The sequence below is a fragment of the Actinokineospora inagensis DSM 44258 genome, assembly GCF_000482865.1.
Classification (GTDB): Bacteria; Actinomycetota; Actinomycetes; order Mycobacteriales; family Pseudonocardiaceae; genus Actinokineospora; species Actinokineospora inagensis.
Genome location: NZ_AXWW01000017.1, coordinates 128,222 through 151,302 on the forward strand (window position 1 = coordinate 128,222; position 23,081 = coordinate 151,302).

General features: G+C 70.2%; 12 protein-coding genes. 3 read left to right on the forward strand and 9 right to left on the reverse strand.

Annotation, left to right across the window (positions count from 1 at the left end):
* Window positions 1-5: 5 nt before the first annotated feature.
* Window positions 6-8,666, reverse strand: a complete 8,661-nt coding sequence (locus tag H504_RS0107530; RefSeq protein WP_026422285.1) for a toxin glutamine deamidase domain-containing protein — start codon at window positions 8,664-8,666, stop codon at window positions 6-8.
* Between the two features lie 560 nt (window positions 8,667-9,226).
* Here H504_RS0107530 and H504_RS33785 point away from each other — a divergent pair.
* The 3 genes from H504_RS33785 to H504_RS40920 all read left to right on the forward strand — a co-directional run bounded on the left by H504_RS33785 (window position 9,227) and on the right by H504_RS40920 (window position 13,231).
* On the forward strand, window positions 9,227-10,801 hold the full coding sequence (locus H504_RS33785; protein WP_051385595.1) for an IPT/TIG domain-containing protein: 1,575 nt from the start codon (window positions 9,227-9,229) through the stop codon (window positions 10,799-10,801).
* A 119-nt stretch (window positions 10,802-10,920) separates the two neighbouring features.
* Entirely contained in the window at window positions 10,921-12,558 is a 1,638-nt protein-coding gene (locus tag H504_RS43575) for a DUF11 domain-containing protein (protein WP_026422286.1), read from the forward strand.
* 97 nt (window positions 12,559-12,655) lie between these two features.
* A complete protein-coding gene (locus H504_RS40920) occupies window positions 12,656-13,231 on the forward strand; it encodes a hypothetical protein (RefSeq protein ID WP_026422287.1) in 576 nt (191 codons plus the stop codon).
* A gap of 45 nt (window positions 13,232-13,276) precedes the next feature.
* Here the strand turns inward: H504_RS40920 and H504_RS0107550 are convergent, their stop codons facing one another.
* From H504_RS0107550 to H504_RS0107585, 8 genes are read right to left on the reverse strand one after another with little or no spacing between them, the layout of a single operon-like run.
* Window positions 13,277-14,071 (reverse strand): MOSC domain-containing protein, encoded by a 795-nt coding sequence (locus tag H504_RS0107550; RefSeq protein ID WP_035303543.1) that lies wholly within the window; start codon window positions 14,069-14,071, stop codon window positions 13,277-13,279.
* Window positions 14,068-14,868 (reverse strand): GNAT family N-acetyltransferase, encoded by an 801-nt coding sequence (locus H504_RS0107555; RefSeq protein WP_026422289.1) that lies wholly within the window; start codon window positions 14,866-14,868, stop codon window positions 14,068-14,070. Before H504_RS0107555 ends, H504_RS0107550 begins: the two co-directional genes overlap by 4 nt.
* Window positions 14,869-14,877: 9 nt before the next feature.
* Window positions 14,878-15,912 (reverse strand): hypothetical protein, encoded by a 1,035-nt coding sequence (locus H504_RS0107560; protein WP_026422290.1) that lies wholly within the window; start codon window positions 15,910-15,912, stop codon window positions 14,878-14,880.
* Window positions 15,909-16,670 carry an SDR family NAD(P)-dependent oxidoreductase gene (locus H504_RS0107565; RefSeq protein ID WP_026422291.1) on the reverse strand — a complete coding sequence of 254 codons (762 nt, stop codon included), beginning with the start codon at window positions 16,668-16,670 and terminating at the stop codon, window positions 15,909-15,911. Before H504_RS0107565 ends, H504_RS0107560 begins: the two co-directional genes overlap by 4 nt.
* Window positions 16,667-17,365, reverse strand: coding sequence for a guanitoxin biosynthesis heme-dependent pre-guanitoxin N-hydroxylase GntA (gene gntA, locus H504_RS33795; RefSeq protein ID WP_026422292.1), 699 nt, complete (start codon window positions 17,363-17,365; stop codon window positions 16,667-16,669). Before gntA ends, H504_RS0107565 begins: the two co-directional genes overlap by 4 nt.
* The gene (locus H504_RS33800) at window positions 17,362-18,957 is read right to left on the reverse strand and encodes an amino acid adenylation domain-containing protein (protein ID WP_169735348.1); all 1,596 of its coding nucleotides are present in this window, start codon (window positions 18,955-18,957) and stop codon (window positions 17,362-17,364) included. The genes gntA and H504_RS33800 overlap by 4 nt, the downstream gene beginning before the upstream one ends.
* A 13-nt stretch (window positions 18,958-18,970) precedes the next feature.
* On the reverse strand, window positions 18,971-19,165 hold the full coding sequence (locus tag H504_RS0107580; RefSeq protein WP_026422293.1) for an MbtH family protein: 195 nt from the start codon (window positions 19,163-19,165) through the stop codon (window positions 18,971-18,973).
* Between the two features lie 29 nt (window positions 19,166-19,194).
* Complete coding sequence (locus H504_RS0107585) at window positions 19,195-23,052, reverse strand: non-ribosomal peptide synthetase (RefSeq protein ID WP_026422294.1); 3,858 nt, start codon at window positions 23,050-23,052, stop codon at window positions 19,195-19,197.
* Window positions 23,053-23,081: the final 29 nt, after the last annotated feature.

The window sequence follows — 23,081 nt, forward strand, 5'->3', positions numbered from 1 at the left end:
CGGGGTCATCGGAGCCTGGCCGGAACGCGCTCCTCCATTTCAGCCTGCACAGGGTCGGCGGGGAGAGGGCGGCCACGTGGCGGGAACTTGAGGTGGCGTAGCTCGTCGAGATCTGGGTCGACGACCATGGCGGTGATTTGTCCGTTGAGGACGGTTGAGGCGAGGAGGGCGACCTGGCCCGCGTCGGCGGGGGTGTGGGTGAGGAGGACCCAGCCGCCGCGGTGGGGGACGAGGGTGCCGAGGTCGTCGGGGAGTTCGATGATTCCGCCTCGGGTGGCGGCGGCTCGGACGTGGGTGGCGATGATGTGTTGGCGGTGGGCGCCGAGGGCGGCGATGCGGTTGCGGAGGAACGAGCGGGACGGGGTGCCCTGGTCGGCCTCGATTCGGCGGTGTTTGGTCAGTTCGTCGGTTACCCGGTCGAGGTGCGGGAGCCAGTTGGGGGAATCGGTGTGGGTGAGGTCGTCGAATTCGTGGGCGATTCCGGTGGGGAGGTCGCCACGAGAACGGATGTATTCGTTGTTGGCGGTCAGCGGGACGGCGTACACCGGGCCTGGGGTGGTAATCGTGTCTGGTGTGGCTGGAGTGATTGTGCCGTGTAACGGGTCGATGAGCAGGACTTCGCCGTGGTGGTTGACCACGTTCAACGGGTGGGCGCCGAATACCAAGGCCGCCGAGCCGTGGCCTGCGAGGGTGATCTGGTCCACAACCCGTTCCAGGCCGCGGCGACCGGGGCCGAAGTACTCCGGTGGGTACTGAGTCCAGTCCGCAGGCTCCCGCGTTCTGGTGGTCGATACGCCGGCGACCACCGGGGTGCCGTGGTAGGTCGAGTGGAAGGCCAGTACCGCGTCGACCGGGTTGGTGTGTTCTCCGCCGTTGACGAGGTGTGTCCACTCGCGAGGGTCGATGAACTTGGTGCCTTGTGGTACCAACAAGTCCAGCGGCTCCAGCTTGGTCACCGGGAGGAGAACGTGCCGGTTCCCCGGTATATCGATGACGGGAACAGATCCGGGGTGGTCGAACAGGGGCAATCCGTCGGTCGGCACGGATCCGTCTGATGGCGCGGAAACTCGCGGTGGAATGGGCGGGTTTCCGGTGGGCTCGGACAGCGGCACGGATTGTCCGCTACCGGGGAGGGCCAGCAAGCGGCCCGGCTGTGCGGCGGCTGGGAGCGTCAGCAGTACCTTGTTGACCGCGGCCACGTCCACTCCAGGTCCGATGTAGAGGGTCCGGCCCCGCAGGTCGGAACCTACCGGGAACTGCCGCGGCGCGGGCGCGATCGGCGACAGGCCATGCTGGTGCACGATGACGCCGTCGGCGGTGGGGGTGTAGGCGAGCCCGTCGAGGCGCACGTTCGTGATCTGCCACGCCTCGCCGAGGCTGAGCAGACCCGCGCGCAGGGCGTCGGTCGCCCAGACCCGGACCCGGATGTCCTGGTGGGTGGTGATCCGCACCGTGGTGGGGCTCGACCCGAGTACCGAGGACACCGTGTCCACCTGGAACTCCGCGTCCACCGTGAAGAGGTAGGAGTCGCCACCCTGGTGCCGGGTTGTCCGGGGGTACCCGGCCGGGTCGGTGTCCGCGCTCTCCAGGTCGTGCGTGACCGCGGTCGGGCCCTGTTTGGCCCCGACCAGGGTGAACGTCCCCGGGACCAGGCGGGCGCTCAGCCTGGGGGCGAACATCGCGCGCTCAGGGCCGGTGATCTCGGTGAGCAGGTGGATCCCGGTGACCAGGTCCCGCGCACCGGCCAGCAGCGACTGACCGGTGGTCAGCCGCTGGATGGCCAGCTCCGACGGCGTGCTCCGCTCGGTGGCCCACGAGGTCCGCGCCGCGGCGGCGGCGACCTGGGGCATGGTCGGGCGCCGACCGGCCGATATGGGGGCGCGGCCGAGCTGGGCGTAGACGACCGACCGGATGGCGCGCGCCGTCGTCGAACCGACGCCCACGACGTTCCACATGGCGTCCGCGGGCAGGACGGGCCGTGGGTCGTCCGGCCGGATCAGCGGGTTGTACTCGAACACCTCGATGGTCGGGTCACCGGTGGGCGCGACCATCTCGGGTATCCCGTCCGCGTGCGGTGACACCAGGGCGATCCGGCCGAACACCCGGGCCGATCTGGTGCCCGCCGCACCGCTGCCGCTGAGGGCACCGACCGCCAGGGTGATCGTGTCGACCGGCGGTAACGGCACCTGCCCGCGGGTGATCTCCAGGGTGTAGGTCACGTCGTACGGGAGGTGCTGGGCGTCGGGGTAGGAATCGAGGTGGCGGAAGCCGCGCAGGGGTGAACCGGCGGCGGGCGTGCTCTGCCCGCCGACCTTCAGCCCCACCCGGTTGAGCACCGGGAAGTCGACCGGGGCGGGGCCCGGCACCGGGGGCGCGCCGTCGTCCGGTCGGGTCCGCCTCCCGGTGATCCGGATGTCGACGACGTCGGTCAGGTAGAGGCCGTCGCCGGGGACCGGGACCACGTGTTCGCCGCCGAGCGCCTCGCGGAGGTTGACCCACTCGGTCGGGCTGGTGAACAGCCTGGTGAGCCGGTCGACGACGTTGTCCTGCCACGCGGCGGTGACCCCGAGCTCGGTCAGCCTGGCGCGCACGTCGGACAGCGGATCGTCGCCACGCAGCTTGGCGTCCATCAGCGCCGCGGGGCCGTACGCGAGATAGCCGGTATCCGGCAGGAGTTGCTGGGACCCCGGTGCGGCCGCCGCGGTGGTCCTGTCGATGAGCACGTCGATCCCGGGGATCTCGGGCACTCCGGACAACGTCACCAAGTCGGCCGCGGTGCGCAGGGGCAGCTCCACCAGGACCGCTTCCGGCTCGTCGACGGTCACCTGGACCGGTTGGGCGCCTGCGGAACTGGAAGGGTTGGCACCAAAGGGATCGGTGCCATGTGCTCCGATGTCGGAGGCCGGGCGCAGGTCGAGGGTGCCGGTGAAGGTGAAGCGGGCGTCGAGCGCGAGCCACGCCGTGGGACCCATGTAGCTGATCTGCTGCTCTTGCGCGTTCGATTCCGGGTCCAGGACGTCGTGGCGCTCAAGGAAACCCAGGTCGCGGACATCGATCAATCGCGGCGACGAGAATTCCGTGCGCACCGTGAGTGAGCCGCCCACGCCGGTGAACGCGCCGGACGCGAGCAGCGGGTGTGGGCCGCTGATCTCGCCGTTGAGCCCGTGCAGGGCGAGAGCACGCGCGCCCGCCCGGGACGCGAACTGCCGCAGCACCTCCCCCGGTGCCGTGCCCGGCTTGGTCAGCGGCGAGAGCCGGTAGCCCAGGGTTCGCCGCGGTGTTCCCGGCTCCCTGGTGGACTCGACGAGTTCGCGCCGTCCCCACGACGGCCACTGACCGGTGGACTGCGGCGCCAAGCCGCGCGTGCTCGGTTCGGGCGTCGACTCCCCAGTGGTTCGCAGCAGTGACAACGGATCGCTGCCGAACGCGTCGGGTGAGTTGTTCGAGCGTGCGGACTCGGGTAGCGAAAGGTGGGCGGTTGGTGCCGTTGACTGTTGCGGTGTCCACAGTGTCGGTTGTGGCCCGGTCACCTCCTCGACGCTTGTGGCGAGTGCGATGTGCGGGGCCTCCAGCATGTTGTGGGTCATCCGCATGTGTTCGACTTGCGCGAACGGTCCGAACCACGCCGGATCGACCGCGTGGGCCTGGGCCGAGGCGGACAGTGGCGGCGCGTCGCCCACGTAGATCCCCGGTGTGAGACCGGATGTCCCGGGAGTCGAGAACAGGCGGTCGGACCACGGCATTTTGTCTTCGCTCGTGTACACGGTGATGGCTTCCGGCACACTCAGCACGCGCAGGTTGCCGGGACCGCTTACCACCAGCGCGCCCTCGCGGGCCGCGGCGATCTCGTCCGCGCCGGGTTCGACGAGCGTGCTCGGGTGGGTGGGGTACATGAGCTGGAACGGTATCGGCTCGGTGGTGGTCCGGTGTACCACCACGAACTCCAGTTCGCCCAGGAACCCGCGGTGCGCACCGTTCTGGGCTCGGTGCCTCGTGTCCTGGCCGCTCCGGCCCGCGGCGGTGGTGAAGGTCGTCCTGTCCCGTGTGAACCCGGCGGTCCGCGCCGCGGCGAAAGTCTTGTCCGGCGGGCGGATCGCGGCGTTGACGTCCAGGACATGGGTCTGCTCCCCCGTCGTCCAGGTCAGTTGGAGCACGCCGTGCAGGGCGTCGAAAAGGGACTTCCTGGACTCGGCGACGTCGTGGAACGCCGCGTGCACCGCCTGCTGACCGGACGCGTCGAGGCCAACGCCGAGGATGTCCACGATCCGCTGCCTGCCGGGCACGTCGAGGATGTCGTCGGTGCCGATCCGGTAGTGGTCGGCGAGTCCGGCGGCCCGGGGCGTGTGCGCGCTCGGCGACAGGTGGGCGGGCAACGGCAGGCCAAGCCGCACCGCGTCGACGATCGGCAGCGAGACCAGTCCGAACACGAGTCCCTTCGCCTTGGCTCGTCCATCCATTCGGGACTGTCCGGTGGCGGTGACCGACACGTTCCGGTGCAACCGGTAGTAGACGGTCGTCATGGTCGCGACGCGGTTCAGCGAGAGCGTGCCACCCCGACCCGGGTGCTGCCGGGTGTCCGCCTCCTGGACCACCTCGGTCGACTGTCCCAGCAGGGACGCCTTGAGCCTGCCACCGATCACCCGCACTCTGGTGGGGCCGAACTCCCGGTACAGCCGCTCCCGGTCGGCCGACCGCAGCACGTCGGCCGAGGTCAGCCAGCTCGTCACCGCAGGCTGGTGTTCCCGGCCGACCACGCTCGCCACCCAGCCGGTGATGTCGTGCTCAGCCTGGATCACCGCCCGCGCGACGAGTTCGCCCCGATTCGCCTGCGGCACCACCGCGTGGGCGGGCGGTGTCGATGTTGTCGGCACTATCGGTGTTGTCGGTCTTATCGGTGTTGTCGGTCTTATCGGTGTTGTCGGTCTTATCGGTGTTGTCGGTCTTATCGGTGTTGTCGGTCTTATCGGTGTTGTCATGGGCACCCGCAGTTCGAGCTCGACGACCGCCGACCTCGGTTCGGTGTCCCGGTCGAGCCGGGTCGCGACGACCTCCAGCTCCACGCGCGCGACCAACCGGTCGCCGGTGCGTACTCCGGGGCGATCGGTGGCGGTCACCGTGGCGGGATGCTCGTGGTTCGTGCGGAGCACCCCCGCCGTCAGCCGGATGTCGTCGGGTGCGAGGACGCGTCCGGTCAGCCAGACCGGTACCGGACCGGTGCCCGTCGGGAGCGTGACCTCGTGGCCGCCGTTGATGATCGCGGCCAGGTGTCCGCGCACGGCGTGGGCCAAGATCTGCGCGGGTGAGCGCGTCGCCGCGGGCTCGGTGAGCAAGCCGGTCACCAGGCCCGCCAGCGGTGTGGCGGCGACCCGCACCACGTCGATCCGGCGGTCGAAGGGCAGGTTGCGCAGCAGGGTCACGGCCCGCTCGACCTCGCTGGGGCCCATCGCCCGGATGGCGGTCTGGACAGCCTCCCACGCCTCCCGGTTGGCCTTCTGCGCGACGCGCCGTTCAAAACCGGCCTGGCTCGCCAGCGTCCACGTCAACTCCTTGGCGGCGGCGCGCAGCCCCCGGATCTCCGGCGAGGTGCCCACCGGGACCAAGTCGAAGTTGGCGGCCGCCGTGGCCACCTGTGACCGGTAGACCGCCAGGTAGTTGCCCGCCAGTCTGGCCCGGCCGTGTGCCGCCTTGGCCAGACCGAGCGCGACGGCGGCGTCGTCCGCGTGCTTGACCGCGTCGGCCGCCGCGGCGGCGCGTATCGCCATGCGCTGCAGGGACTCCGCCTCCTGCCGGGCGTTGCGCACCAGCTCGGCGTCCACCCGTAGCGCGGCACTGACTTGCGCCTCCTGGATGCGGGCCGCGGCTGCCAACCGGGGATCCAGCATCGTGGTGAGTCCGCGCAGGTAGATCGCCGTCTGCTGCCGCCGGGCGAACTCCGTCTCGTAGTGGGTCAGGAACTGGGTGTGGTTCTCGATCCGCGACCGCAGCGCGTCAGGCGTCATCCCGTCCATGGCCGCCCGATCACGCGCGGCGTCGGCGGCGGCTCTCGTCTCCCGGGCGAACTTCTCGGCCATCGCGACCGCGGTCGCGGTCGGCGTTCGGTACCGCGTGAGGAGCATTACCTCCTCCGTCGCCTGCCGGTAGCCGCGCACATCGGCGCCGGTCGTGCCCTGGCTGGTCGACAGGGCGGGCGGTACGACGGGCAGAGTCGTCCCGTGTGGACCGATCACGACCGCCTCGACCGGACCGAGGAGCTGGCGCTGCAGCGGGTCCATCTGCTGGTAGTAGGTCCCCGGCTGGGCGTCCACGTGCCAGACGACGCCGTTCTGGTTGACCATGTTCCAGGCGTGCCCGGCGAAGTTGCCCGCCCATTGGCCGCCCACCAGGGCCGCCGATCCGTGGCCGCCCGCCCGCAGGCTGTTCGCCACCATCTCGATCGCGGCGGCGCCGTAACCGATCTGCTCGCGCGGATACCCGGTGACCTCGGCGTACGAAGCGGTGTTTCCCGGCTTGGGCCATGCGGTGCTGGGTATCCCCGCCCACCAGAGGTCGTGGAACGCGAGTGCCGTGTTGACGCAGTTGCGGTCCCAACCGGGCGGGTTGACCCGGGACAGCCAACCGCGGAAGTCGGTGAACCGCTGCCCCGCCAACGCGGCCAGCACACCGTCCTGCGGCTCGGGGACCGGAACCGGGTCGAGCCTGCGGAGCTTGGCCGGAACTCCGTGGGTGTGCAGCTTGGTGGCGACCGCTCTCATCCGCGCGCCGGGGGCGTAGTGCGGAGCAGGCGTCCGCACTTCGTTGGGGTCGAAGGGAGCTACGAGATCGATGTCCTCGGGGCGGATCACCCGCGGGACGAGCACGAGGGGTCGAGCGGTGGCTGCTGCTGTGGCGGGTTGCGGCGTGGTGGAGGTGCTCGACTCGGACGAGGTGGTGGAGTCACCGGAGTCGGACGAGCTGTCGTCGTACAGCTCGGAGTCGGTATAGGTGTCGGAGCTCGATGTGGACAAGCTGTCTTCGTCGAGGTGGGATGTGGTCGACTCGCCGTCGTCCGAGGTGACCATCTCGTCCGGGCCCGCCGAGGCCGTGGCGACGGTGGCCGCCGGTGGGGTGTTCGTGGCGGGCGCGATCGTGCTCGGCATGCCGAGGTCCGTCGCGGGCGGCCCGAACATGGGGATGTCATCCGGTCGCGGAGCATGGTTCCGGCTGCGCGAAGACGTGACAACGGGCTGCGGGCTCACGTCCGGTTCGTTGATCGGTCGCGACCGTTTGCCCAAGGCGCTGTTCTGTTGGCCCGGCTGGACGGCTCGCGTCGGCGCGGGCTGGGGCGCCGACGCGGGGTAGGTGGTTGGCGTTCGTGTGGTTGTCGGCTCAGCGGTTGGGTGCTGGGTCGAGGTTTGCGCTGTCACGAGTCGGGTCGCCGTGGTCGCGGGCGAGTCGACTGTGCTCGCGCCTGCTGGGGTGTGGGCCGCCGGATGCCGGATTTCGCTGTGCTCGTTCGCTTGTTGCGCGAGTGGGACGTGGGTTGGGTGTGGCTGGTTCGCCGCGGGTGCGACGGGCGGGAGTTGTGTGGCGTGGGTGGGCGTTTCCTGGGGCGTGACGTGGTGTTCCGGAGTACCACTGTGGATGGTGGTAGGCGTGGGCTCGCTGCCCGCGAGGAAGTGCCGCGGCTCGGGTGCGAGTGTGGCGGGTCCGACCTCGGGGGTCTTGCCTGCGAGGGAGGGTGCGTGGCTGTTGGCGCCGATTCGCGCGTGGCGAGTTGAGCGAGCCATCCCGCCGCCGAGACCGGAGACGCCGCCGGAGGTGGCGGAGAAGACGTTCATCGCGAAGGTGCCCGAGGTGAGGAAGTTGTAGACCGCCTCGGTGAACGCCTCGTGGAAGGCCTCGACACCGACCTCGCTGATCAACTCCGGGATGGTGTGCGCCCAGCGCGGCATGGACTCGGCGAACCGGGCGAACTTGGCCAGCGCGGACTGCACGCCCTCGGCGGCGGCGTGCGCGATGACCTCGCCGACCCCGGCGATCGGGATCATCAGCACGCCACCCAGCGCGCCGACGGCCAGGGCGGTGGTCGTGTAGTCGGTGTTCCACACGTGCCGGGTGCCCATGGCGAACTGCACCGACTGGGCCACCACGTCGATGACGACCTGGAAGGCCATCCCGACGGCCTCGGCCTGCGCGAACCGGATCAGCAGCCTGCCGACGGCGCTGCGCAGCAGGTACCGGACGGCGGCGACCCGTTCGGCCAGCCAGGCCATGCTCGCCCCGCCGGTCTCCGCCGCCGCCGAGACCGCCCACGCGATCTCCACGGCCAGGGCGACCAGGCTCAGGATCGACACCAGTTTCACGTACTCGACGTCGACCGCGAGATTGCGCAGGTAGTCCGCCAGCCCCTGGAACTGCGCCGACGCGGCGGCGAGGTAGTTGTCGTCGCCCATGACGAAGGGGGCCAGCCGCGCCGCGAACGCCTGCTCGGCCGCCCCGGTGAAATGGGTGCGGACCCCGGCCACCACCCGACCCAATTCGGGCGCCAATTCGCCGGTCAACCGTTGCCCGGCGACCGCCCAGGCCTGTGCCAACACCCGCAACCGGTCTTCGTCGGCATCCGGCCACTCCTCGCCCGCGACCACGAGGAACAGCTTGCGCACCTCGTCGGGCACCATCATGGACATGCGGGACCGTTTCTCGTCGGCGGGAGGTCGGGCCGGGCGCGCGGCGGGGCCACCAGCCGCCACCGGAAACCTAGGGCCACCTCCCGGACACCAATCCGAACCTGAGATGAATGGCACACCAAGCAGGGGTGGCGGCCCCGCGGGTTGACCCATTTGGTCCAGGCCGGTATCGACCGAAAAGGACAGTCCGAACGGGACATGCGGACCGGACTCCCAATCGGACCAAAGTCCGCCGAGCGGTCTGGACGGTCGGACCAACACCCACCCTGGTTCATGTCGAGACTTCCTCATTGTCCGGAAACCCGCCGGATCGGGTGTGAAAGAAACCGATCGAAATAGTGGACGAGCCCACGCGAAATGTCGTTTTGCCGCGTGCTACTCACACCACGAGTCCACTTCGCACTATTGGACCATCGGGGTGACATGGTGTTCGTCATCGGAGTGAGTGGCTCCGCGTTTCTGGATCGCAGGCACATGTGGTGATACCTGTACGAAACGGATGCCGCACTGTCACCGGCCGTCCGGAATCTCTGTCCTGATTGTCAGGGAGGAATGCGCACATGATTCACCACACTCGGGACCACCACCGCCGATGGACGGCACTCGGTCTGGGCGCGACCGTCGTCGCCACCGCGCTGTCGGTGCTCGCAAGCCCGACCGCGCAGGCCGCGACGGGAGGCACGCTCTACGTGGCCAACCAACGGGCCAACACGGTCTCGGTCGTCAACGCGGCCACCGGCACCATCACCGCGACCATCCCGGTCGGGTCGCAACCCAGCGGCGAGGCGATCAGCTCGGACGGCTCGCGGGTCTACGTCGCCAACTCCGGCAACGGCATCAGCAACGGCACGGTCTCGGTGATCGACACCAGCACCAACACGGTGACCGCCACCGTCGGGGTCGGTCTCAACTCGGGCGCGATCCAGATCAACCCCAACGGTCAGTCCGTCTACGTCGCCAACGCGAGCAACGACTCCGTCTCGGTGATCAGCACCGCGACCAACACCGTCACCGCGACGATTCCCGGGCTCGACTTCCCGCTGTCGGTCACCTTCAACGCCGCGGGCACGGTCGCCTACGTCGGCAACGAGACCGCGGTCGAGGTGATCAACACCAGCACCAACACCGTCACCGCGACCATCCCGATCGGCGGCAGCGTCTCCGCCGTGGCGGTCAACCCCACCGGAACCCTGCTGTACGCGGTCGACCGGGACGACAACACCGTGGTCGTGATCAACACGGTCACCAACACCGTGACCACCACCATCCCGGTTGGCTCGTTCCCGACCGCGATCGCGCTCACCCCGTCCGGCGGCACCGCCTACGTCACGAACCTCTCAAGCAACAGCGTGTCGGTCATCAACACCGTCACCAACACCGTGACCGCCACCGTGCCGGTGGGCTCCTTCCCGACCGCCGTCGCGGTGTCCTCGGACGGTGGCACCGCCTACACCACCAACCAGAACACCGTGTCGGTCATCGACACCGCCACGAACACCGTGACCGGCACCATCAGCGGATTCCTGGCAGGTGACGCCATCGTCATCGGCCCGGCGACCGTGGTGGCACCCACCGTCACCAGCGTGTCGCCGACCAGCGGCCCGGCGGCGGGCGGCACCACCGTCACCATCACCGGCACCGGCTTCACCGGCGCCACCACCGTCCACTTCGGCGCCACGACCGCGACGTTCGCGGTGAACAGCGACAGCTCGATCACCGCGACCGCACCCGCCGCCACGGCCACCGGCCCGGTCGACGTCACCGTCACGACTCCCGCGGGCACCAGCACCACCAGCTCCGCCGACCGGTACGCCTACACCGCCGACACGACGAGCCTGACCGCAGGACCGATCCTGTTCTCCGTGGTCCCCGGTCACCTCTTCCTCACGCTGAACCTGTCGGCGACGCTGACCGACACCACCACCGGCAGGGCCGTCCCTGGCCAGACGATCACCTTCACCGTCGGCTCGACCCCCGTGTGCACGGCCACCACCAACGCGAGCGGCGTGGCGACCTGCTACGGCCCGTGCCCGGTCCTGCAAGCACTGCTCGCGGGCCACTACACGGCCACCTTCGCCGGCAACGCCACTCTCGCGCCCGCCACCGCCCGCGGCGACCTCATCCAACGCCACTGACGAGACCAGAGTCCACTGTGTACGGCCGGACCCGCGGTAGGTGGTTCCGGTCACCACGAATCGAGGCTGTTTTGCCCATCCACAGAAGACCCGTACGGCGCCTACGTGCTCTCGGCTCCGTGACCTCGCTGGTGCTGGCGTTGCTGGTTGCCGTGACGGCCCCGGCGCACGCCGCTTTCCCCGGTGCCAACGGCAAGATCTACCTCCGGCAGTCGGGTGAGGTGTACACGGTCGACCCCGACGGCGGCAACCCGACCCAGCTCACCAGCACCGGCGGCACCGCGTCCGAACCGAGGGTCAACGGCGACGGTACGAAGGTCGCGTTCCTCGGTACCCAGACCGGTACCAGGCAGGTGTACACAATGGACCCGGACGGGACGGACGTCACCCAGGTGACCACCGGCTCCGCCGCCCTCAGCAACTCGCTGGCCTGGTCCCCCGGCGGCGACCGGCTCGTCTACGTCGTCGACGGGACGATCACGACCATCGACCCCGACGGCACCAACCCGGTCTCGCTGGGCGTGTCCGGGACCAACGTGTCGTGGTCGCCGGACGGCACCAAGATCGCCTACGTGGGGACCGGCAACATCCACACGATCCACACCGACGGGACCGGGGACACCACGCTGACCTCGGTGGGCCTCACCACGGCCACCGCCGAGCCGGACTGGTCGCCGGACGGCACCAAGATCGCCTTCTCGCTGTCGCGGATCGGCTTCCCCGCACAGATCTACACCATCAACGCCGACGGGACGAACCAGACCAACCTCTCCAACGACTCCGAGAACGAGTCGTCCCCGGTCTGGTCCCCCGACGGCACCAAGGTCGTCGCGTGGCGGCAGAGCCACGGCCTGCTGTCGATGAACCCCGACGGCTCCGGCAAGGCGATCGTCTACGACACGACAACCCCGGTCATCCCGACCGACTGGTCGATCTCGACCACACCGCCGGGCGCCGACCTGTCCGTCTCGGTCACCGACTCGACGGACCCGGTCGCCCTCGGCGGAGATCCGTACACCTACACCGTGACCGTGGCCAACGCCGGACCCGCCGGGGCGACCGGGGTGTCGGTGTCCACCACGCTGTCCGGCGCCAACCGCACCATCAACGCGGCCACCGCCTCGCAGGGCTCGTGCAGCGTTTCCGCGCCCACCGTGTCCTGCACCCTCGGCGCGGTCGCCGCGTCCGGCACGGCCACCGTGACCATCTCGGTCACGCCATCGGCCACCGGCACCATCACCGCCACCTCCACCGCGGCGGCCACCGAAACCGACCCGAACACCGGCAACAACACCGCCGCGCAGTCCACCACCGTGAACAACGCCCTCGGCTGCACCATCACCGGCACGCCCGGCAACGACACGCTCAACGGCGGCAACGGCAACGACGTCATCTGCGGCCTGGGTGGTGATGACACCATCAACGGCGGCAACGGCAACGACATCATCTATGGCGGCGCAGGCAACGACACACTCAACGGTGGCAACGGCGACGACACGCTCTATGGCGGCGACGGCAACGACGTCGTGGCAGGCGGCAACGGCAACGACCACATCTACGGCGGCGCGGGCAACGACATCCTCGACGGCCAGAACGGCAACGACGTCCTCGTCGACCACGACGGGACCGACACCGTGAGCGGCTCCAACGGCAACGACACCATCGACGTGCGGGACGGCGTCGGCGGCGACACGGCCAACGGCGGCCTCGGCACCGACACCTGCACCGTGGACGGAGGCGACATCACCAACTGCTGACCACAGAGGACAGGTGCGCCTGCGATCCCGCGGGCGCACCTGTCCTTGTGAGCAGACGCCAGAAAGCCGGACGGGACAACACGAAACGGAGACCTCGATGAACACCACCCACCCCAGCCGACGCCCGACAGCGGCCCGGCTCCGACGCCGGGCAGGCGCGGTCGCACCGCTGATCGCACTGTTCGCCCTGCTCCCGGCACCGGCCGCGCACGCCGCCGTCGGCTCGGTCACCTGCACCGGTAGCAGTCACGTCACCTTCTCCCCCGGCCTGACCCTCACCCCGCAAACCATCACCGTGCAGGAAACCGACACCATCCCGTCGTGCACCTCCACCGATGCCACCCTGACCAGCGTCACCACCGGTGGCACCTACTCCTACTCCGTCCCGAACGCCGCCTGCAACTACCTCGAACTCAACCCCGCGGGCGGCGGCACCTTCACCATCCACTGGAACAACGGCCAGACCTCCACCGTCACCGGCCTCGCCAGCGAGCTGACCTCCACCGGCGGCCTCGTGCAGAACACCGCCACCGGCACCGTCACCGCGGGCGAGTTCACCGGCGCCAGCGCCTCCATCGCGTGGATCTACCTGCTGGTGAACCCGTTGCAGTGCCTGTCACCGGGCCTGACCTCCCAAGACGGCACCATCCTGGTCCAGATCGCCGGGATCTGACCAACCCCCGGCGGCCACGCCAGGTGCGAGCCAGACCAGTCGTCGTCAGTGTGTCCTTTCCTTGGTGGTCACGCCGTCGGCCTGGCCGGGGACCAGGGCGGTCACGGGGTCGCCGCAGTGCACCGCGCCGGGGTGGCGCACTGCGGCGTACGTCCCGAACTTGGCGGCGGACCGGCTGATGAGTGAGCGCAGGACCGCGCGGTCCTTGGGGAGGTCGCGTTGTGGCTGGGTGACCATGACGCAGCGGATGCAGGGGCCGGTGACCTCGACGACGGCTTGGCCGATCCGCAGCTCGTCGCCCGCGGCGCCTTCGCCGGGATGGGCGGCGGAGGTGAGCACGATGTTGGGTCGGAACCGGCGCAGGTCCCAGTCACCGTCGGGGTACCACTGCCGCCCCAGGTCAAGCGAGTCCCGGCTCAGCAGGTGTACCGGACCCTCGTCGACGAACCCCCACGTGGGCAGGTCGAAGCTGGTCATGTCGGCGGGCCGGTCCAGGTCGCGCTGGTACTCCTCCACCGCCACCGCGTGACCGGCGGGCCGTTCCAGGCGAACCGGCTGGCCCAGCCACCGGCTGATGACGGCGTCCACGTCCGGATCGTCCGTTCGGACGGTCGGGCCGCCCGGCAGGGTGATCTCCGCCGCCGCGCCGAGCCAGCGGGCTGTGGCGTCAAGCAGGTCGGGGACCCGTTTCGCCGTCAGCACCCGGCCGGTGGCGACCGCGACGACGGCGAACGCGCGGTCGCCCACCACCCCGCGATCGAGGACGAGCTCGGTGAGCCGCTCGCCGCCCATCGACTTCACCGGATAACGCCACAGCTCCGCCACCACCGGCGGGCTCACAGGTCCAGCACCAGGTTCGCGGCGGGCCGCGAGATGCACAGCAGGATGCTGCCATCGCCCGGGTCCACCTCGGGTCGCACGTGGTAGCTGACGGTGCCCTGCTTCAGCGGGCTGCTGCAGGTGCCGCACACCCCGCCCTGGCACAGCGACGCCGTCTCGATGTCGTGCTTCTCGGCGAAGAACAGCAGCGAGTCGCAGCCGCTGTCCCACACCACCTCCAGACCGGACCGCTCGAACCGCACCCGCAGTTCGGTGATGCCCGCCAGCGCGTCGATGCCGTCCTCGGCCCGAACCGTCGGCCGCACCATGGGGATCGACTTCCGCTCGGGGTCGAGCATCGCCAGCCTGCCCGCGGGGAGCGGCGCGGGGTCCATCGGCACGAAACCGTAGCGGGCGAACCAGTCCCGCGTCGTCTTGGTGAAGACGACCGCGTCGGCGAACCCCGCCGACTCCAGCACGATCAGCATGCTGGCCAACAGGAACCGGCCGATGCCCAGGCTCTGCCAGCGCGCGTCGACCACCACGTTGAAGATCTCAGCGAGGTCGGTGAAGCGGCGGATTCCCGCGCACGCCACCACCTTCCGGTCGATCTCGACGACGTAGAGCTCCTCGACGTCGGTGTCGAACAGCTCCAGGTCCCGCGCGATCAGGCCGCCCGTCGCCACGAACGGCTTGGACAGCTCGTACATCGCGGTGGCGTCGCCGCTGCGGGCGCTACGGAACGTGGCATCGATGATCTCGGCCCCGCCCTGGCTCATGATGACGTCGAACCTCGGACGTTTGATCTCGTCAGACACGGTGTCCCCTCACAGATAGGACGTGAGTTCGCCCGCGCGGCGCACGTCGAGACTGCAGCAATGGAAGCCGCCACCGAAGGTGCGACCGTGCCGGTAGGGCACCGGTATGACGGTGAAACCCGCTGACTCCAACAGCTTCGCCAGCCCGTCCTGCGCCTGCGGCACGATGACCGTCTCCTCGTCGACCGAGAGGATGTTCATGCCGATCCAGGTGGAGGCGCGCGGCCACCCGAAGCCGAAACCGTCGTCCTGCGGGTCGTCGAACCACAGGGTCTTCCAGCCGCGCAACGGTTCCGGGATGCGGTCCTGGTCCAGTCGGCCCGCGTTGGCCAGCAGCACACCGGGCTTGAGCAGGTGCAGCGTGGTGCCGACGTGGTCGCCGCAGATCGCGATCTCGTGCACGCGGTAGTCGGAGCCCAGGGTCCGGGCCAGCCAGGCCGCCCCGAGGCGGTTGCCGGTGTTGCTCACGTTGTAGAACAGGTCGCGGCCGCACCGGATGATGTTGGCCGCGTCGAACAGCGGTTCCAGCTCGCTGAGCACCGGGGTGCCCGCCGCGTCGTACTGGTAGTTCTCGTCGGGCAGTTGGGGTTTGGGTGCCGCCAGCCAGCCCGCCCCGCCGTCGAAGTACTCGCGCAGCAGCTTGCGGTAGGGGAAGGTCTCGGCGTACCTGGCCCGCACGGCCATCGGCACCTCGATCACCGTCTCACCGACGACCAGCAGGCAGTCGCGTGGCATCAGGGCGTGGTTGGCGGTGCTCGCCCAGTCCAGGACGCCGATCGGTCGGCTGTGGTCGGCCGGGTCCGGCCTGCGCACGCGCACACCGAGCTCGCCGAGGGTGTCGGCGAGGGTCTGCAGGTCCTCCTCGGTCTCCGCCACCACCCTGGCCAGGGTGTCCGGTGAGACCACTTCGGACTCGTAGCCGTGCGGCGGTTCGAAGAAGTGCTTCATGGAATCGTCGATCGGCGGGAAGCTGAACCCCTCGGCGCTGCCGACGACGATCTCCTGGAGCTTGCCGAAGTCAGTGAACGACCGGACCGCGCTCATAGCGTGTTCCTCTCTTGTGCGCCACGGCTCAGGGCCAGCCCGAAGGGCTGGTCGACGGACATCAACTCGACGTAGTTCACGTTCACGTGCGCGGGCGTGCCGTGCGCCCACAGGACGACGTCCGCGACGTCACCGGGGGTCAGCGGGCTGATGCCCTCGTACAGGGCGTCCGCCCTGGCCTGGTCGCCCCCGAAGCGGACGAGGGCGAACTCCGAGCGCACCATCCCCGGCGCGACGCAGGTGACCCGGATGCCCGAGCCCTGGATGTCCGCCCGGAGGTTCGCCGACAGGTGGTGGACGAAGGCCTTGCTGGCCGCGTAGACGTTGCCGCCGTAGAACGCGTACTCGGCGGCCAGCGACCCGATGTTGATCACGTGGCCCGCCCCGGCCCGGCGCATCCTGGGCAGCACGGCGTGCGTGCAGGTGAGCAGGCCCGCGATGTTCGTGTCGAGCATCGTCTGCCAGTCGTCGGGATTCCCCTCGTCCAGCGGCCCGAGACCGAGGGACAGCCCGGCGTTGTTGACCAGCACGCCGATCTCGTCCAAGGCGTCGAAGGCCCGCTCGACGGCCGACCGGTCCCGCACGTCCACGGCCAGCGCGCGCACCCGGTCCTCGCCGTGAGTGCTCGCCAGGTCGGCGAAGCGGTCGGCTCGGCGGGCGAACAGCGCCACTCGGTAGCCGCCGTCCAGGAAGCGCTCGGCGACGGCCCGGCCGATGCCCGCCGACGCGCCCGTGACCACAACCCAGTCGTCGTTCATCGCGCGTCCTCCCGGTCTGGGTCGTCGGTGTGCGGCTGGAACGGGCAGACCCAGTCGGGCGAGGTCGCGCGACCGGAGTACTGCATGGCCTCCGAGCGCTCGCCGAAGTCGGCGAGGTTGGGGTTGATCGACCCCTGCAGCGCCGTTTCCCGGGCCCGCACCTCGTTGCGGATGCGCCCGTAGATCCCCCGCTCGCGCAGCCGCTCGAACTGCACGTGCGAGTTGAAGACGAGCGTGGGGTGGCTGAACCGGCGGGTGATCCGCGACGAGTTCGCGTGCAGCCCGACCACGAAGAAGGCCTGTCCGGCGATGCTGAACGCGAAGCGGTCGGACGTCGGGTCGGGGTCGGCGAAATCCGACCAGGCGAAGCGGCGGATGTCCCGGTCGTGCAATCCCTGCAACTGCGCCCACACCAGCGTCTCGAAGTCGGTCTCGGCAAGGCCGAAAGGCCCTTCGAAGGTGGCGGCGAACGTCGCGAGCAGGTGGTCGATGTCGTCGCGGCGCAGCGCGAAGTCCGTGACCGCCGCCACAAGTTCGTCCGTTGTGGACGGATCGCCCATCTGTCCGAAGTGGCGGTGCACGGTGGTTCCGCGCAACCACGCCGTTTTCCCCGCCACACAGGAGAACGTGTCGCCCAGGAGTTTCTCCCCCAGTGCGACGCGGATCTCCTCGGGCGTACTTCCCCCAGTTGTCATGGTGCTGTCACTCCCTGGTCTGTCTCCTGCGGTCGCGCGACGGCCTGCTCGCCGCGGTCCCGACCCCGGTACACCAGATCGGCGACCGGGAACTTGGCGAGCGCGGCGCGGTCGACCTTCCCCGGGCGGTTGAGCGGCAACTCGTCCAGCCACACGTAGAACCGCGGGACCATGTGTCCGGGCAGCCGCTCGCGCAGCCGCCGTACCAGCACCTCGTCGGCCGACGGCGTGCCCGCCAGGAAGGCGACGACGGCCGTCCCGCCCGGGGTGTCCTCGCGCACCAGCATCGCGGCGTCGGCGACGCCGGGGCACTGGCGCAGGGCGTGCTCCACCTCGCCGGTCTCCACCCGGAAACCGTTGATCTTCACCTGGTCGTCGATCCGGCCGAGGAAGACCAGGTCGCCGTCCGGCTGCCGCAGAACCCGGTCCCCGGTCGCGTACATCCGCTCACCCGGGGTGGGGGCGTACGGATCGGGCAGGAACGCAGCGGCCGTCCGAGCGGGCAGACCGAGGTACCCCCGGGCGAGGGCCGGACCGCCCAGGTACAACTGGCCGACCTCACCGACCGGGACCTGGCGCAACTCGTCGTCGAGGACGTGGGTGCGCACGTTCCGGATCGGTTTGCCGATCGGCGCCCGCTGCGGGGTCGACGGGAGGCACCGGTACCAGGTGACGGCCACCGAGGCTTCGGTTGGGCCGTAACAGTTCTGCACGACCATCGCGCCCGCGGCCTCCGCCAGGCCGCGACCGTCCAATTGCGAGCTACCGGCCGCGACGAGCCGCACCCCGGCCTTGGCCAGGCGCGGCAGCAGGGACCCGCCGTACGGTCCCACCATGGCCGCCGGGATGTCCAGCACGGTGGCGCCGAGCGTGCGGGCCTCGTGCACGATCCGGGTCGCGGGCAGGTCGCCCTGCTCGGGGATCGCGACGGCGCCCCCGCAGCACAGGGCCATCAGGCAGTCCTGCATCGTGATGTCGACGGTGGCCGGGGACGTCCACAGGACGACGTCGTCCGGGCGGATCAGGTCCAGGTCGTCCCGGCTGGCCAGGATGAGGTTGACGATCCCCGCGTGCGGGACGCCGACCACCTTCGGGCGGCCGGTCGAGCCCGAGGTGGTGATCGCGTAGGCGAGGTCCTGCGGCGCGGGCACCGGCAGGCCCTCGCTCGTCGTGGGCTCGTCCCGCAGGCTGGGGTCGTCGAGGAGTTGCACGCCCGGCAGCCATGTGTCGCGGGAGAGGGCGAGGATCTGCTCGCACCCCACGTCACGGAGCACTTCCGCGTTGCGGGCGGGCGGATCGTCGGGGTCCAACGGCAGGCAGGCCGCACCGGACCGCATGGCGGCCACCAAGCCGACCAACGCGGCCGGGCCGCGCGGAATCGGCATCCCGACGATCTTCCCCGGTCCCGCACCGAGTTTGCTGAGCCGATGCGCCAAGCGAGCCGTCTCGCGGCCGAACTCGGCGTAGGTCCACGAGCGGGCGGCGGTCCGCACGGCCGTGGCGTCCGGACGGAGCCGGACCTGCTGGTCGAACAGTTCACCGACCGTCAGGGCCGCGGACCCGTCCGCTCCGATCTGGCGAGAATCGTCCATGGCCATTGGCTCCTTAGTGCGCTGACCGCAGGCTCAGCGGCCGCAGGTCGGTCCAGACCTCGTCGATGTGGTTGAGGCAGTCCACTTTGGAGCCCGTGTGGCCGGTGCCGAGCCAGCCTGCCGGAAGATCACGGTCGGCAGGCCAGATGGAGTACTGCTCCTCGTCGTTGACCACGACGCGGAACTCGCGCTGCGTATCGTCGAACATCGGTGTCCCCGTCCTCCCCGTTCGCGTTGTCAGTCTTCGGGTTGTCGCTGCTCGTTGAGCACCCAGGTGACGGCGTCGGGAAGCAGTGCCTCCCAGGCGGCATAGGTGTGGCCCCCATCGCCGTACTCATCGCGCACGACGTGTCCCTGTCCGCTCAGATCCGCGGCGACCTTCCTGGTGGCCTCCACCAGGCTGAGCCCGTCGTCGAGTTCGATGTCCGCCTCTTCCCGGCCTGCCGCAAGGAAAAGCCGGGCCGAGCCGTTTTCCTGGTGACCGGTGAGCTCGTGGTCGGTGAGAGGGCCGGAGATGCCGACCGCGCCGTCGAAGGTGTCCGAGCGGCGCAGCGCGGCGCGGAGGGCGGCGATGGCTCCCAGGCTCGCGCCGACGGCGGTGACCCGGTTCACCTGCCACCGCTCCCCCAGCCAGCCGCGTAGGTGCGGCACCAAGTCGTCGGCGAGTACATCGGTGTACGTGTCGTCGAGCAGTTCCGCCCGGCGGGCCGACCAGTCGGCGGGGCTCAGGAAGACGGCGGCGGTCGGTGGGATGTGCCCGGCGAGGGTGAGTCGGTCGAGTATCGCGGGGAACCGCATGACATCAACGAATTCCGAGCCGTCGAGCACCACCAGGGCTCGGGTGACCGGGACGTCCTGATCGGCAACCGAGACGAACAGATCCACCCGACGGCGCCCGCCGAGGCTCTGATTGTGCCAACTCCGCCGTTCCAGGCGATGTTCCCTGGACGCGGCACCGAGGTCGGGCACGCTCTCGCCCAACAGCGCCCGCGCGTACGACGTGGGCGTCCGGTGGTCCATCATGAACCGGAGCGGGACTTCGCGCCCGAGGAGTTGCCGAATCGCCGCGGTCGCCCTGGGCACCAGCAGGGAATGGCCGCCGTGCTCGAAGAAGTCCCCGGTGGCGGGCACCGGGTGGCCGAGCACCGTCGACCAGGCTTGCGCGACGCGGGCCTCCAGGCCGGTCTCGGCGGGCGGCGCATCGGCCTGTTCGGACGGTCCCAATGGGATCGCTGTCAGCGCGGCCCGGTCCACCTTGTTGTTGGTTGTCAACGGAATCCGGGCAATCTCGACGATGTGGTCGGGAACCATGTACGCCGGTAAGGTCCCACTGAGTTCCCGGCGCAACTCGGCCCGGTCGACCACACCGGACACCACGACGTAAGCCACCAGGCACGGCCCGGTTTCCAGTTCCGCCCGCAACACGATCGCCGAAGTGATGCCCGGACTGCGCAGCAACGCGTGCTCGATCTCGCTCGTCTCGATCCGGAAGCCGCGGATCTTCACCTGGCGATCCGTGCGGCCGAGGATGTCGATCTCGCCGTCGGCCAGGTACCGGCCCGCGTCCCCGGTGCGGTACATGCGCGATCCCGGTGGCCCGTAGGGGTCGGGGACGAACTTGTCCGCGGTCAGCCCCGGGCGCCCGTGGTAGCCGCGCGCCAGCCCGTTGCCCGCCAGGTGGATCTCGCCCCGCATCCCGACCGGGCAGTGGCCCAGGTTCGGGTCCAGGATGTAGACCCGCGTGTGCGGGACGGCGTGGCCGATGGGCACCCGACCGGTGCTGGGGCGGCCTTCGAACACAGTGGCCAGCACGGTGCTCTCGGTAGGCCCGTACGAGGCCGTCACCCGGCAGCCGGGAAGCAGGTCGATGGCTGCCGCGAAACTCTTCGGGTTGACGACGTCCCCGCCAACGATGAGCTGGCGCAGCCCGGCCAGCGACCGGATGCCCCGCTCGACGAGGAGGTCGAGCTGCGGGGACACCAACTTCAACGTCGTCACGCCGTAGTCGCGCACGACGGTGTCCAGGTTCTCCTGCAGCGTTCCGGTGTCCACCACCGCCACGCGACCGCCGTGCGCCAGTGCCGTCCACTCCAGCGCGGCCACGTCGAAGGTCAGCGGCCCGGCCTGCAGGAACGTCGCCCCGGGGCCGACGTCGAGGTAGCGCGGAGCACCCGCGACGAGCCTGCCCAGCCCCCGGTGGGAGATCGCGACCGACTTAGGGGTCCCGGTGGAACCCGACGTGGAGATCAGGTACGCCAAGTCGTCCGGCCGCGCGGCCTGCGGGAGGTCCCCGGTCTCGGTGCCGGTCAGATCGGGTACGCCCAAGCCGACCACGAGCACCGGACCGACGTCCGCCGGAAGCGCGGCGCGCAGCGACGGACTGACCACCGTCAGGACCGCGTCGGCGTCGCCCAGCAGGAACCGCAGCCGATCGGCCGGAAAGCCCGGGTCCAGCGGGAGGTAAGCCGCGCCGCACTTGGCGACGGCGAGCAGGACCACGTACCGCTCGACGCCGTGCTCCAGGCACACCCCGACGATCCGCTCCGGCCCCACACCACGGGTGATCAGGTACCGGGCCAACTGGTTCGACCGCTCGTTCAACTGCCGGTACGAGAGCGTTCCATCGGCGCCGACCACCGCCGGGGCCTGCGGCCGGGACGCGGCCTGGGCCTGGAACAGCCCGACGATGGTGGTGTCCGGGGCGGCGCTCGGATCGTTGCGGGCATGCAGGAGTTCGAGTTCCGCCGCCGAGACCAGGGTGAGGTCGCGCAGGGGGCGCTCGGGTTCGGCCACCGCCCGCTCAAGCAGCCGGACGTACCGCGCGGTCATCGCCTCGATCGGCGCCCGGTCGAACAGGTCGACGCGGTAGAGGAAGGTGACCTCGATGCCGCCGTCTTCCGGCAGCGTGGTGATGGACAGGTCGAACCGGGCCGTCGTCGGCACCTCGGGCCGCCACAGGACGGGCGCGTCCGGTGACTCCGTCAGGCTGACCCGGTCGCCCCCGTGGTTCAGCACCACGTCGAACACCGGGTTGCGCTGCGCCTGCGACCCGCCCCGCACCGCGCCCACGATCTGTTCGAAGGGCGCGTCCTGGTGGGCGTCGGCGGCCATCCACGCGTCGCGGGTGCGGACGATGAGCTCACGGAAGGTCAGGCCCGGCCAGGACAGGTCGATCCGGACCGGCACGGTGTTGATGAAGAACCCGACGAGGTCCTGCAGGTCGGGGTGCGGGCGGTCGGAGACGATCGCGCCGATGACGATGTCGTCCGAGCCGGTGTAGGCGCTCAGCGTCGCCGCGAGGGCGGCCAGCACCACGATGAAGGGAGTGGCGCGCGCCCGCCAGGCCAGGCCCGTCAGCGCGGATGTGGCCTCTTCGGACAGGTGGGCGACGACGCTGTCACCGACCCCGTCGGTTGTGGTCGGCCGCGGCCGGTCCAGTGGCAGGTCCGGCCGGTCGTGGCCCGCCAAAGCACCCCGCCACCAGTCCAAAAGCGACTCCAGCCGCTCCTCGGTCAAGAACCGCCGCTGCCAAGCGGCGTAATCGCCGTACTGGACCGGTAGCTCCGGGAGCCGCGCGGGCCGCTCCTCCAGCGCGGCCGCGTACAGCTCGGTCAGGTCACGCGACAGCACGTCCATCGACCAGCGGTCCGTGAGGATGTGGTGCATGACCACGCACAGCCCCGGGCCTTCGTCGAGTTCCGCGGCGACCAGCCGGAACAGCGGCGGCCGCGCGAGGTCGAACGGCTGGGCGGCGGCGACGTCGAGAGCCGCGCGCCAGTCCCAGCCCGCCCAGGTGATGGGAATGTCGACCTCGTCCAGGACCTCTTGGACGACTGTCCCGTCCGGCTGGGGCGCGAACCCCGTCCGCAGGATCTCGTGCCTGCGGACCAGCCCGGCGAGGGCCGTGCCGAGGACGGCGGGCTCCAGCCCCTTCGGAAACCGCCAGCCCTCCAGGATGTGGTACGGGCTGGTCGCGGCATCCAGTTGGCGCACCCACCAGAGCCGTTCCTGCCCGGCGGCGAGCGGGTACCCGCCCGCCGTGGGCTCCCGGACCAGCGGGAACGGGTTCGTCGGTCGCTGCTCTCGTCGAGGCATGATCAGGTTGGCTCCTCTCGAGGTCGCGC

Bases quoted from the DNA above. Each gene is read 5' to 3' on its own strand.
- H504_RS0107560 (WP_026422290.1), bottom strand. From the start codon at position 15,912: ATGAGCGCGGTCCGGTCGTTCACTGACTTCGGCAAGCTCCAGGAGATC.
- H504_RS0107530 (WP_026422285.1), bottom strand. From the start codon at position 8,666: ATGTCCATGATGGTGCCCGACGAGGTGCGCAAGCTGTTCCTCGTGGTC.
- H504_RS33785 (WP_051385595.1), top strand. From the start codon at position 9,227: ATGATTCACCACACTCGGGACCACCACCGCCGATGGACGGCACTCGGT.
- gntA (WP_026422292.1), bottom strand. From the start codon at position 17,365: ATGACAACTGGGGGAAGTACGCCCGAGGAGATCCGCGTCGCACTGGGG.
- H504_RS0107580 (WP_026422293.1), bottom strand. From the start codon at position 19,165: ATGTTCGACGATACGCAGCGCGAGTTCCGCGTCGTGGTCAACGACGAG.
- H504_RS40920 (WP_026422287.1), top strand. From the start codon at position 12,656: ATGAACACCACCCACCCCAGCCGACGCCCGACAGCGGCCCGGCTCCGA.
- H504_RS0107565 (WP_026422291.1), bottom strand. From the start codon at position 16,670: ATGAACGACGACTGGGTTGTGGTCACGGGCGCGTCGGCGGGCATCGGC.
- H504_RS0107585 (WP_026422294.1), bottom strand. From the start codon at position 23,052: ATGCCTCGACGAGAGCAGCGACCGACGAACCCGTTCCCGCTGGTCCGG.
- H504_RS33800 (WP_169735348.1), bottom strand. From the start codon at position 18,957: ATGGACGATTCTCGCCAGATCGGAGCGGACGGGTCCGCGGCCCTGACG.